Source organism: Embleya sp. NPDC127516 (assembly GCF_044765325.1).
In the GTDB taxonomy this organism is placed as follows: Bacteria; Actinomycetota; Actinomycetes; order Streptomycetales; family Streptomycetaceae; genus Embleya.
Genome location: NZ_JBIWJT010000022.1, coordinates 189,834 through 201,523, shown reverse-complemented (window position 1 = coordinate 201,523; position 11,690 = coordinate 189,834). Strand labels below are relative to the sequence as shown.

Genomic DNA, 11,690 nt, shown 5'->3' with positions numbered 1-11,690 from the left:
GATACGAGGTCAAGGCGGCGCACTTCGGCGCGTTCGTCAGCATCGCTGCCGCATTGATCTGCTACCGCCAATATGCCAAATGAAACGACTTCTAAGCACGCCTTTGGCTTGAGCTATCCAACCTCGACCTTTCGCGACGGTCCGCCGGCGGAGTTGGTGGACCGTTTCGTGCATTGGGCCGAGGCTGGGCGGGCCAAGAACCCGAGTGTCGTCTCGGGGTGGTGCCGCGTTCCACTGCTCCGGGTGTTGAGCTGCTGCCGTATGAACGAGGAATCCGTCGGCTATCCGGGGCTCGGCAGGAGTGCGCGCCGTTCGAGGGCGTCGGTGATGTGGCTGGTCCAGGGCCGGCGCCGGGCCGGGCGGAAACGAGCGGGTCGAACTACTGGCCCCCGGACCGCCTGCGCGAGCACATCGCCGAAATCGGCGCGTGTGTGAACGACTTCCTCGGCAAGGTCGCGGCCCTCGTCCGCGAACGATTCGGCGGCCGGATCACCTACGCCGCCGTACCGCTGGAACGCGTCGACTGGACGCCCTTCGACACCGTGTCCCTGGACCTCTACCGGTCGGCCGATACCGCCGCGCAGTTCGCCGAGGGCGTCCACGGTCTCGTCGCGTCGCAACAAAAGCCGTTCGCCATCACCGAGTTCGGTGCCGCATGCTTCCGCGGCGCGGGCGACACGGGCGCGCGTGGCCTGGAGATCGTCGAGCACGACAAGGACACCGGCGCACCGATCCACCTGAACGGCGAGTACGTCCGCGACGACGCCGGACAGGCCGGCTACATGCGCGAACTCCTCGAGGCGTTCGACGCCGGAGGCGTCGACAGCACCTTCGTGTTCCTCTTCGCGCTGCACTCCCGCCCGCACCGCCCCGACGGCGACCCCGCGACGACCTGGATCTGGCGAGCTACGGCATCGTCAAGGTCCTGGAGAACCGCCACGGGGACGCCTACCCCGACCTGCCCTGGGAGCCCAAGGCCGCGTTCACCACCCTCGCCGAGTACCACCGAACACACTGAACCGGCCGCCCCGCGAGTCGACGCGAACAGCGGCAACGTCCGACACGGCCTCCTGACACAGTGCCTGATTCCATCGAATCTGCGACCCCTATGGTCGAATGATCCTCGCATCTGCAAGGATGATGATCCGCAAGTGGCGGCTTCTGCCGTGGTTTGCGGGTATCGGCTTCGCTCGGTGGGAGAGGCGCTCGTGACTAGGATCCCGGCCGTGAACATGTTCGGGATCGGTGACGCGGCGGCTCTGCTCGGAGTGAGCGCGGACACGGTGCGGCGGTGGGTGGACTCCGGTCGGCTCGACGCGCGGCGGGACGAGAACGGTCGGCGGGTGGTGGAGGGTGCGGCGCTGGCCGCGTTCGCCCGCTCGGCGGCCGCCGGCGACGCCCGCGCGGACAGCGAGCGACTCGGCTGGTCGTCCGCGCGCAACCGCTTCCGCGGCATCGTCACCGACGTCCGCAAGGACACGGTGATGGCCCAGGTCGAGATCCAGGCCGGGCCGTACCGGGTGGTCTCGCTGATGAGCGCCGAGGCCGCGGACGAACTCGGCTTGCGGGTCGGGGTGCTCGCCACGGCAGTGGTGAAGTCGACGAATGTCATGGTGGAGCGGACCGAGGGCGCGCGTGAGCACTCCCTCGAATAGGTGGGGAGTCGACACGATGGGTGCCATGGGCACGGTGCGGGCCGGACGTGCGGTTTCGGCGGCGCTGCTCGCGGCTGCGCTGATCGCGCTCGCCGGATGCGGCAGCGACGACGACAAGGACGACAAGAAGGTCGGCGGGGCCACGCCGCCGGTCGGTGCCGGCGCGTCCGCGCCCGCCGCCGACGCCAAGCCGCTCAAGGGCACCGTCACCGTGTTCGCCGCGGCTTCGCTGACCGAGACGTTCACCGCGCTGGGCAAGCAGTTCGAGTCCGCGCACCCGGGTGTCACGGTCAAGTTCAACTACCTCGGCAGCTCGGCCCTGGCCGCGAGCATCAACCAGGGCGCGCCCGCCGATGTGTTCGCCTCCGCCGACGAGAAGAACATGAAGCTCGTCACCGACGCCAAGAGCGCCGACGGCAGGCCCGCCGCCTTCGCCAAGAACACGTTGCAGATCGCGGTCGCGCCGGGGAACCCGAAGAACATCAAGTCGCTCGCCGACCTCAAGCAGGACGGCCTCAAGGTCGCCCAGTGCGCACCGCAGGTGCCGTGCGGCGCCGCCGCGAAGACGGCCCTCGACGCGGCCGGGGTCAAGTTCACTCCTTCGACGCTCGAACAGGACGTCAAGGCCGCACTCACCAAGCTCACCCTGGGCGAGGTGGACGCGGCCCTCGTCTACCGCACCGACGTCAAGGCGGCCGGCGCCAAGGCGGTCGGCGTGGACTTCCCCGAGTCCGCGCAGGCGGTCAACACGTACCCGATCGTCCCGCTCGCCAAGGCGCCCAACACGGACGCGGCCAAGGCGTTCGTGGCGTACGTCCTGTCCGAGCCCGGCCGCACGGCCCTGACGACGGCGGGCTTCCAGACACCGTGAGCCAACCTCCCCGGGTCCGCCGCCGCGAGCAGGCCAGGCGCGAGCAAGCCGTGCGCGAGCAAGCCAGGCGCACGCCGTTCGGACGCAGGCGGGCCGATCACCCCCGACGCGGCGGCGCACCCTTGGCCCTGCTCGTACCCGGCTTGATCGGCCTGGTGTTCCTGGTGCTGCCGCTGCTCGGGCTGCTGATCCGGGCACCGTGGAGCGACCTGGGGAGTCAGCTCGGCAGTACCGAGGTCCGCGAGGCGCTCAAGCTCTCGCTGTTCACCGCGACCGTGGCCACCGGCGTCGTGCTGGTCCTGGGGGTGCCGCTGGCCTGGCTGCTGGCCAGGACCGACTTCCCCGGCCGCCGACTGGTCCGCGCGCTGGTCACGCTGCCGCTGGTGCTGCCGCCCGTGGTGGGCGGTGTCGCGCTGCTCCTGGTGCTCGGCCGCAGGGGCATCGTGGGCGAGTGGTTGGACGAGACCTTCGGCTACACGCTGCCGTTCACCACGACCGGCGTGATCGTGGCCGAGGCGTTCGTGGCCATGCCGTTCCTGGTGATCAGCGTCGAGGGCGCGCTGCGGGCGGCGGATCCGCGCTACGAGGAGGCCGCCGCGACGCTCGGCGCGTCCCGCTGGACCGCGTTCCGCCGGGTCACCCTGCCGCTGATCGCGCCCGGCGTGGCGGCCGGCGCGGTGCTCGCGTGGGCCCGCGCGCTCGGCGAGTTCGGCGCCACCATCACCTTCGCCGGCAACTTCCCGGGCAAGACCCAGACCATGCCGCTCGCCGTCTACCTGGCCCTGGAAACCGACCCGGAGGCGGCGATCGTGCTTTCCCTCGTGCTGTTGGCGGTGTCCGTGCTGATCCTGGCCGGCCTGCGCGAACGCTGGATGACCACCTCGTGACCGGCCCGGACGAAGCGGCCGGCGCGAGTGAATCGACCGCCCCGGACCACGCCGGCGGCCTCGACGCCCACCTCGTCGTCACCCGCGACGCGTTCCGCCTGGACGTACACCTGACCGCCGCACCCGGCGAGGTGGTCGCGCTGCTCGGCCCCAACGGCGCCGGCAAGAGCACCGCGCTGCGTGCCCTGGCCGGCCTGGTCCCGCTCGGCGCCGGCGGCCACACCAGGCTCGCGGGCGTCGACCTGGAGGACCCGAAGCGGCGGCTGTACACGCCACCCGAGCGGCGACCGGTGGGCGTGGTCTTCCAGGACTACCTGCTCTTCCCGCACCTGTCCGCGCTGGAGAACGTCGCCTTCGGCCCGCGCTGCCAGGGCGTCGGCCGACGCGAGGCCCGCGGCCTGGCGGCGGACTGGCTGGACCGGGTCGGTCTGGGCGAACACGCCGGCGTCAAGCCGGGCCGGCTCTCCGGCGGACAGGCGCAACGGGTCGCGCTCGCCCGCGCGCTGGCCACCCATCCGCGACTGCTGCTCCTGGACGAGCCGTTGGCCGCGCTGGACGCGCGCACCCGGGTGGAGGTGCGCGCGACGCTGCGCCGGCACCTGGCCGACTTCGACGGGGTCGCGGTGGTGATCACCCACGACCCGCTGGACGCGATGGTGCTGGCCGACCGGCTCACCGTGATCGAGGCGGGGCACGCGGTCCAGGACGGTACGCCGGCCCAGGTGGCCCGGCACCCGCGTACCGACTACGTGGCGCGCCTGGTGGGCCTGAACCTGTACCGGGGTACCACCTCGGCCGGCGGCGTCGACCTGCCCGGCGGGCAGCGCCTGGTGGTGGCCGAACTACCGGCTGCGGACGAGGTGTTCGTGGCCTTCCCACCGGCCGCGGTAACGCTGTACCGGAGCCGGCCCGACGGCAGCCCGCGCAACCTGTGGCAGGTCGAGGTGGGCGGCATGGAACTGCACGGCGACACCGTCCGGATCGAACTGACTGGCCCCGTCCCGCTGCTCGCCGACGTCACCCCGCTCGCGGTCGCCGAACTCGAACTCGCGCCCGGCAAGCCGGTGTGGGCAGCGGTCAAGGCGACCGAGGCGCGGGCGTACCCGGCCTGAGCGAGGCACCCGGCCCGGCGGCCTCGCCCTCCCCGGTGCGATGACGGCGCGACCAACGGCAGCGCGCCCGCCGACGGCGCGCCCGATGACAGTGCGACCGTGCACCATGGTCTTCGTGACGAGCCTGACCACCACGGATGCGACCCGCGCGCGGATGAGTCGCCAACGCAGCAAGGACACCGGCGTCGAGGTCGCGCTGCGACGCGTGTTGCACGGCATGGGCCTGCGCTACCGCGTGCACCGCCGCCCGCTCAAGGGCATCCGCCGCGAGGCGGACGTCGTGTTCGGCCCGGCCAAGGTCGCCGTCTACGTCGACGGCTGCTTCTGGCACGGCTGCCCGGTGCACGGGACCTGGCCCAAGCGCAACGCCGAGTTCTGGAAGACCAAGATCGAGGGAAACCGCACCCGCGACGCCGACACCGACCGACGGATGGCGGAGGCAGGCTGGCTGGTCGTGCGGGTCTGGGAGCACGAGGACCCGGTCACGGCGGCGGCCAGGGTGCGGGAGGCGGTGATCGCCCGACGCGCGGCCGGCTAACCTGTCCGCATGGCACGACCCATCACCATGATCGACCTGTTCGCGGGCTGCGGTGGAATGACGTCCGGATTCACCGCCGCGAAGGGCTTTCGGCCGGTCATGGCGGTCGAGTGGAATCTGCACGCCGCCGCGACCTACGCCGCCAACTTCGGCGAGGCGCACATGCGCTGGGGCGACATCGCGGAGATCCCGGACAGGGACATCCCGCGCGCCGACCTGATCATCGGCGGCCCGCCCTGCCAGGGCTTCTCCAACCTGGGCAGCCGCAACGTCGAGGACCCGCGCAACAAGCTCTGGAAGGAATACCTGCGCTTCGTGCGCCGGGCCAGGCCCAAGGTGTTCGTGATCGAGAACGTGGACCGCTTCCAGAAGTCCGCCGAGTTCGCGCTGCTGCTCGCGGAGGCTCGGCCCGGCGGCCTCCTGGAGGGGTACGTGTTGACCGACGCGCTGCTCCCGGCGGTGGACTACGGCGTTCCGCAGCGGCGAAAGCGGGCGATCGTGATCGGCTCCCGGATCGGTGAGATCACCGTCCCCGAGCCGACCCACGGCCCCGGCCGCCCACTGCGCTGGAATACCGTCCGCGACGCGATCGAGCACCTGCCGAGGGTCCCCGGTACGACCAGCCTGCCGGTTGCCAAAACCGAGTTCTTCGGCCGCAGCGTGCCCGGCGTGTTCAAGGAGGCCGACCTGCACCTGGCCCGCACGCCGATCGAGCGTTCGCTGCTGCGCTACGACTGCGTCCCGCCCGGCGGCGGCCGATTCGACCTGCCGGACCACCTGCTGCCGGACTGCTGGCGCAACAAGAAGACCGGCACGACGGACGTGATGGGCCGGATGCGCTGGGACCACCCGTCCCTGACCATCCGGACCGAGTTCTACAAGCCGGAGAAGGGTCAGTACCTGCACCCGCAGTGGAATCCGGACGATCCGACCGACCGGGTCAACCGCCCGATCACGCATCGCGAGGCGGCCCGGCTCCAGTCCTTCCCGGAGACCTTCGTGTGGTGCGGCTCCAAGACCGAGATCGCCCGGCAGATCGGCAACGCGGTGCCGCCCGGGCTCGCGGAGGCGATCGCCCGGCACTTGAAGCCGCGATTGCTGGCGGCGCGGTAGCGCACGGAGTGCGCGGGCGCGGGAGGAGCGAGGCCCGCCGGTCGCGGCTCAGGCGCTCGGGGCACCCTCGCCGTCGCCCGTCCCCGCGTCGCCCGTCTCCGCGTCCAAGCCGTACATCCGGGGCGGGAGCTGCTGCTCCGCCCAGTCCAGGTCCGCGTCCAGGTCGAGCCAGACGCGGTCCCGGCGATCGTCCGGGGCGTCGAGGTGGATCGCGACCCAGGTGAAGATGCCGCACACCGTGGCCCGGGCCCGGTCCGGCGCGCTGATCTGCGCCGCGAACCAGACGGCCACGCCGGCCCGGGTGGGGATCAGAAACTGCTCGTTGTCCGGGGCGGGCCGACCGGTGGTCGCGCAGCGCGGCGGTTCCAGCACCTTCATCCAGGTCAGCACCGCGCCCGGAGCCTGGTCCCCGAAGCACTCGGTGACCGATTCGCGGATCGCGCCGGCCGGGTCCTCGCCGAGCCAGCCGAACCACGCGTCGTCCTCGAGCAGCTTGGTGAAGTCGTCCCGCGGCGGCCCGTGGTGCGGGTTCTCCCGGTACTCGCCGGTCAGCAGCCCGTCCGGACCGACCACCCACGCGCCTCGGATCGCCTCACCGGGCACGTATCCGTTGGGGTCGTCGGCGAACGCCGGATCGATCTCGGCGACCGAGCCGCCCGGGCTCCGCGCGGCGGCGGCGAGCAGTCCCTGATCGTCCGGAACCCGGCGCCGAGTTCCGGAACCGGTTGCCGAGGACTCACCCATGCGTGCCACTCTCCTGTGCGGTCGATCCCGTGCGGTCGATGGCGTCGCGGGCCGATCGGTTCGGCCCGGGACGAGTGCGCAATTCTCGCGCACGGGGCGCGGGCGTGGTCGGCCCGGGTCAGCGCCCCCAGGCCGCCGTGATCGCGGCCCTGTGCTCGGCGGCGCGCTCGCGAGCTTCGGCGGCCTCGGCGGACCGGCCCAGGGCGTCGGCCAGGCGGGCCCGGCCCAGCCAGTTGTACGGGCTGGTCGGGCGGAGATTGATCCGCTCGCTGAGCAGCGTCCGGGCCAGGTTGTGCCGGTTCCCCCGCAGCGCCGCCTCGACCAGGGTCTGCTGGATCGCGTCGCGCTGGGCGTGGCTGCCGCCGAAGGTGTTCAGGTGGTGCCGGATCGGGACGAGGATGTCGACGGTGTCCGCGTACCGGCCCTGTTCGAAGGCGACCAGCGCGCGGCAGACCGGCAGGCCGACCTGCGCCGTCATCCGGTCGTTGGCCACCTCTCGGTGGGGTGTGCCGAGCCGGCTCTCGCGGTCCTCGATCACCGCCTGCGCGGCGGCGATCCGGCCGGCGCCGAGGTAGGCCATCACGGCGTGCGTGTCGTTGAACGCGTAATACGGGACGTCCGCGCGGGCCGCCCACGCGTCGGCGAGCCGGTTCCAGCGCTCGACCTGCGCGTTGCCGGTGAGGTGAATGCGCCACAACAGGGCCGAGGCGTCCAGGAGTTCCATCGCGACACCGAGCGACTTGTCGTTGTGCAGTACCGCGTCGTGGATGGCCAGCGCGCGATCGATCGCGCCGGCCTCGATCGAGAACAGGCCGTAGTGCCACCAGTTGTGCACGTTCAGGTAGTTGCCGCCCGTCCAGTCGGCGGTGCGGGCGTCCAGGTAGCGGATGCCCTCGGCGAACCGGCCCTGCATCTCGTAGGTGTGCACCACCGCGTGGATCGCCCACACGTCGCGCGGATTCGCGGCCACGGCGGCCGACCCGGCCTCCTCGGAGCGCGCGTAGTGGCCGGTCTCCTCCAGGCCGAACGCGGCCATCCCCAACACCGGACCGTAGTGCGGATCGTCCCGATCCCACGCGCTCAGCGCGCCGCCGACCCGATCGCGCAGGCGCAGCGCGTCGCCGGTGAGGAAGTCGATCTGATGGCCGACCAGCAGCGCGAGCGCGTCCCGGGGGTACGCCACGACCAACTCGTGCAGAATGTCGCCGGCCCGGTGGATGTCGCCGGCCAGCCACGCCTCGGCGGCCCGCATGTGCGCGACCTCGCGGGCGCCGACCCGGGTGGGGGTCGGCACGAACGCGGCGTAGCGCTCGTTCGCGGCGGCGGCGTCCACCGACTCGGTGCCCAGCAGGCCCAGATAGGCCGCGAACACGTTGGCCATCGGCGCGTTCGGATCGGCCAGCAGCGCCGCCTCGACCTCGGTGCTCACCTCGGGCCGGAAGAACAACAGCGCGTCGAGCGCACGTTCATAGTGCCGGACCGCCTCCGGACCCATGCCGGACAGTTCGAGCCCGTGCCGATCCACCGTGCCCATCGCGGGGTCCTTCCGTCGCGCCGATGAGACCCGATTAAACACGCCTCGCGGATCGCGCGAACTCAGGACGCGGCGGCCTCCCACGCGCCCGGGGACCGGTAGTGGTTGTTGTGGCCCGCCGCCAGGACGGTACGCAGGCGCTCGACGTCGGGGGTGTCGGCGGGCAGGCGCAGCCGGCCGAGCAGGGCGAGGCCGGCCGCCGTGTCGAGGCTGCCGTGGACATCCCCGTAGCTGCCCCGAAGCCCCTGGAACAGGGCCGGGTGCAGCTCGGGCCGGGCCGCCGCGGCCTGGTACACCGGGTACTTGAGCGGCCACGGCACCGGGCCCGAGCACTCCAGCACACGGCCGGCCCGCCGGAACAACGGCTCGTCCCGGGCGACTCGACCCAACCGGTCGAGATCGTTGCCCAGCACCTCGGCGAACGCCCGCTCCACGGTGCCTCGATCCTCGAACCAGTCCACCCAAAGGGAGTAACCGACCGCCGCGTACTCCCGTTCCGCCTCCAACCGGGCGCGGTAGCCGGCCCAGAACACGTCCGCGGGAGGCGGGTCGGTCCTGCTCGCCAGCGCGAAACGCATCTCGCAGGTCACCCAATAGTCGTCCAACAGGTCCAGGAACCCGAACGCGAGCCGCAACCGCCCGGCCCCGTCCAGGTCCGGATCCGTGATCGCGACATCAACCCAGGAATGCGCCAGCTCGTTGCCGGTCATCGGTTCGTCGGGTGTCTCGGCGTCTCGCCACGTGCCGTCGTCGGACTCGGTGATGCCTTCGATGGCGAGCCAGGCCCGGGCGTGCTCCGCGTCGTCGTCCATGAGACAAGTGTGTCGGAACGGGACGGGAACACGGCCGGGCCGGGCGCGACGCCTATTCGCCCACCGGAGAGCCCAGTTCGCGCAACGCGGTGTCCAAGGGTGACGCGGACACCTCCAGGATCTTCGTCGTCACCGTCGCGTCGAGGATGGACGCGCCCTCGGTGAGGTAGAGCATCTCCTCGACCTCCGCCATGATCGGGTTCTCCAGGCCGATCGCGCGCACCTCCTCGGCCGTCAACCGGGTCAGCCGGGGGACGGGTGAGCCGGTCAGCTCGGCGAGGCGTGCGGTGAGGTCCCGGATGGAGCCGGTCGACGACGGTACGTGCCACGCCCGTCCCCAGGACTCGGCCGACCGCGCCGCCGCGACGAGGGTGCGGGCCACGTCGCCGATGTAGGACCAGCTCTGCGGCGCGTCCAGGTCGCCGGGGATCGCGGCCGGGGTGCCGGCGAGCACCTGCGGGACGACCAGGAAGTTGTACAACGAGCCCGCTCCCGCACCCAGGAAGTCGCTCGCCCGGACCTCGGTGACCAGGACCCGGCCCGCGTCGTGCGCGGCCAGCGCGTTCGTCCACATCTCCGCGCGGACGCGGCCCTTGACGGTGGTCGGGGCCATCGGCAGGTCCTCGGTCATCGGCCCGTCCACCGGGCCGTAGCCGTACAGGTTGCCGAGCATCACGTAGTGCGCCCCCGTGCGCTCCGCCGCCGTCAACATCGCCGCGGCCAGCGGCGGCCAGTCGATGGGCCAGCGATCGTAGGGCGGCATCGCGCAGTTGAACAACGTCCGCGCGCCACTCGTGAGCTCGATCAGGCGGGCGGTATCGGTCGCGTCGGCGGCGACACGTTCGATCAGCGGATGCGGCGGGCCGCCACCGCGGCGGCTGACCACCCGGACCCGCTCACCCGACTCGGCGAGCAGCAGTGCGGTGGCCGAGCCGGTGGCACCGGCACCGACGACGACGTGGAAGACGGATGACGAGGACATCAGGGCTCCGGGAAGGGGAGAAGGGGAAGCGAAGGGGAAGTAGAGGTGTCCGAGAAGGACGTGATCACCCTCCCGCCCGCGTCGGGGCGTACGGTAGTGGCCGGAATGCCAAACATCCGGAGGTTCGGGCCATGCATCGAATAGCCGTTGTGGCCGTGCCACCGGTGACCACGTTCGACCTGTCCATCCCGGAACTGGTGCTCGGTGGCGTCGACTTGGTCGAGGGCGCGGCCGGTTACCGGGTGCGGGTGTGTACCGCCGAGCCCGGCGCCGTGGTCGGCACCGGCAGCCTGGACATCGTGGTGTCGCACGGCCTCGACGCGATCGACGACGCCGAGACGGTGATCGTCACCGGCACGGGTGCGCGCGCCGATGCCGACCCGCGCGTCCTGGCCGCGCTGCGTGACGCCGCGGCGGCGGGGAAGCGGATGGCGTCGATCTGCACCGGCGCGTTCGTGCTGGCCCAGGCGGGCCTTCTGGACGGGCGCGCGGCCACCACGTACTGGATGATGACCGAGGAGTTCCGCCGCCGCTTCCCGGCCGTGGACCTGCGGCCGGACGTGTTGTACGTCGAGGACGGCCCGATCCTGACCTCCGCCGGTCTGTCCGCCGGGATCGACCTGTGCCTGCACCTGATCCGGACCGACTACGGCGCCGCCACGGCCAACACGGTCGCGCGTCTGGTCGTCGCCGCGCCGGTACGCCCCGGCGGCCAGGCCCAGTTCATCGAATCACCGCTCCCACCGGAAAGCGGTGTGTCGCTCGCCGGCACCCGGGCCTGGGCCCTGGCCCGGCTCGACGAACCGCTCACGCTGGCCGACCTCGCCGCGCACGCGAGCACCAGCGTGCGCACCCTCACCCGACGCTTCCACGCCGAGACGAGCCTCAGCCCACTGCAATGGCTGCTCCACCAACGGGTGGATCGGGCAAGGGAGTTGCTGGAGACCACCGACCTGTCCATGGAACTGGTGGCACACCACAGCGGCATCGGCACCACCGACTCGCTGCGCAAACACCTGGTCCGCCGCACCGGCCTGACCCCCAGCGGCTATCGCGCGGCGTTCACCCGCATCCCCACCGAGCCGGCGGCCACCGGCGCCCGGACCCCGAACCCGTAGGGGACGCGCAATCGGCCGGGCGTGTAGGGGACGGCAAGCCGGTCGCGCGCCCGGGGTTGCATGCCCGCTACGCGGTCACGGTCGGGCCGTCCGCTACGCGCGCGGGTTGCACGTCCGCTACGCGCCCGCCACCCGCGCACCACAGGACCAACCCGCTCCGCTGTGCCCGACTCGACTGCGGCCGCGATCCCGCAGCGGATGGGTGACCTGCCCCGTAGGGGCCAAGCGCCCCGGCTCGGAGAGACCGGCTCGACCCCGAACCCGTAGGGGACGCGCAACCGGCCGGCCGCGTAAGGGACGAGCAAGCCCGGTCGGTGCGCGCGG

General features: G+C 72.1%; 11 protein-coding genes. 7 read left to right on the top strand and 4 right to left on the bottom strand.

Annotation, left to right across the window (positions count from 1 at the left end; translation table 11 throughout):
• The first annotated feature begins 1,226 nt into the window (after nt 1-1,226).
• The 6 genes from ACIRL2_RS35280 to ACIRL2_RS35255 all read left to right on the top strand — a co-directional run bounded on the left by ACIRL2_RS35280 (nt 1,227) and on the right by ACIRL2_RS35255 (nt 6,176).
• Nucleotides 1,227-1,655, top strand: a complete 429-nt coding sequence (locus ACIRL2_RS35280; RefSeq protein WP_395859901.1) for a molybdopterin-binding protein — start codon at nt 1,227-1,229, stop codon at nt 1,653-1,655.
• 25 nt (nt 1,656-1,680) lie between these two features.
• On the top strand, nt 1,681-2,526 hold the full coding sequence (gene modA, locus ACIRL2_RS35275; protein WP_402237707.1) for a molybdate ABC transporter substrate-binding protein: 846 nt from the start codon (nt 1,681-1,683) through the stop codon (nt 2,524-2,526).
• Nucleotides 2,523-3,413, top strand: a complete 891-nt coding sequence (locus tag ACIRL2_RS35270; protein ID WP_402237704.1) for an ABC transporter permease — start codon at nt 2,523-2,525, stop codon at nt 3,411-3,413. Before modA ends, ACIRL2_RS35270 begins: the two co-directional genes overlap by 4 nt.
• Complete coding sequence (locus ACIRL2_RS35265) at nt 3,410-4,525, top strand: ATP-binding cassette domain-containing protein (RefSeq protein ID WP_395859473.1); 1,116 nt, start codon at nt 3,410-3,412, stop codon at nt 4,523-4,525. Before ACIRL2_RS35270 ends, ACIRL2_RS35265 begins: the two co-directional genes overlap by 4 nt.
• Before the next feature lie 106 nt (nt 4,526-4,631).
• Nucleotides 4,632-5,063 carry a very short patch repair endonuclease gene (locus ACIRL2_RS35260; RefSeq protein ID WP_395859897.1) on the top strand — a complete coding sequence of 144 codons (432 nt, stop codon included), beginning with the start codon at nt 4,632-4,634 and terminating at the stop codon, nt 5,061-5,063.
• 9 nt (nt 5,064-5,072) lie between these two features.
• Nucleotides 5,073-6,176, top strand: coding sequence for a DNA cytosine methyltransferase (locus ACIRL2_RS35255; protein WP_395859472.1), 1,104 nt, complete (start codon nt 5,073-5,075; stop codon nt 6,174-6,176).
• Nucleotides 6,177-6,224: 48 nt separating this feature from the next.
• Here the strand turns inward: ACIRL2_RS35255 and ACIRL2_RS35250 are convergent, their stop codons facing one another.
• The 4 genes from ACIRL2_RS35250 to ACIRL2_RS35235 form a co-directional block, all read right to left on the bottom strand.
• A complete protein-coding gene (locus ACIRL2_RS35250; protein ID WP_402237701.1) occupies nt 6,225-6,920 on the bottom strand; it encodes a hypothetical protein in 696 nt (231 codons plus the stop codon).
• A gap of 118 nt (nt 6,921-7,038) precedes the next feature.
• Nucleotides 7,039-8,454, bottom strand: coding sequence for a tetratricopeptide repeat protein (locus ACIRL2_RS35245; protein WP_402237699.1), 1,416 nt, complete (start codon nt 8,452-8,454; stop codon nt 7,039-7,041).
• Nucleotides 8,455-8,516: 62 nt separating this feature from the next.
• On the bottom strand, nt 8,517-9,266 hold the full coding sequence (locus tag ACIRL2_RS35240; protein WP_402237698.1) for a hypothetical protein: 750 nt from the start codon (nt 9,264-9,266) through the stop codon (nt 8,517-8,519).
• 52 nt (nt 9,267-9,318) lie between these two features.
• Complete coding sequence (locus ACIRL2_RS35235) at nt 9,319-10,248, bottom strand: NAD-dependent epimerase/dehydratase family protein (protein ID WP_402237696.1); 930 nt, start codon at nt 10,246-10,248, stop codon at nt 9,319-9,321.
• A gap of 131 nt (nt 10,249-10,379) precedes the next feature.
• Between ACIRL2_RS35235 and ACIRL2_RS35230 the strand changes: the two genes are divergently transcribed.
• The gene (locus ACIRL2_RS35230; RefSeq protein WP_395859466.1) at nt 10,380-11,366 is read left to right on the top strand and encodes a GlxA family transcriptional regulator; all 987 of its coding nucleotides are present in this window, start codon (nt 10,380-10,382) and stop codon (nt 11,364-11,366) included.
• Nucleotides 11,367-11,690: the final 324 nt, after the last annotated feature.

Coding starts and splice junctions, on each gene's coding strand:
- ACIRL2_RS35250 (WP_402237701.1), bottom strand. CDS start 6,920: ATGGGTGAGTCCTCGGCAACCGGTTCCGGAACTCGGCGCCGGGTTCCG.
- ACIRL2_RS35245 (WP_402237699.1), bottom strand. CDS start 8,454: ATGGGCACGGTGGATCGGCACGGGCTCGAACTGTCCGGCATGGGTCCG.
- ACIRL2_RS35255 (WP_395859472.1), top strand. CDS start 5,073: ATGGCACGACCCATCACCATGATCGACCTGTTCGCGGGCTGCGGTGGA.
- ACIRL2_RS35240 (WP_402237698.1), bottom strand. CDS start 9,266: ATGGACGACGACGCGGAGCACGCCCGGGCCTGGCTCGCCATCGAAGGC.
- ACIRL2_RS35260 (WP_395859897.1), top strand. CDS start 4,632: ATGGTCTTCGTGACGAGCCTGACCACCACGGATGCGACCCGCGCGCGG.
- ACIRL2_RS35230 (WP_395859466.1), top strand. CDS start 10,380: ATGCATCGAATAGCCGTTGTGGCCGTGCCACCGGTGACCACGTTCGAC.
- modA (WP_402237707.1), top strand. CDS start 1,681: ATGGGCACGGTGCGGGCCGGACGTGCGGTTTCGGCGGCGCTGCTCGCG.
- ACIRL2_RS35235 (WP_402237696.1), bottom strand. CDS start 10,248: ATGTCCTCGTCATCCGTCTTCCACGTCGTCGTCGGTGCCGGTGCCACC.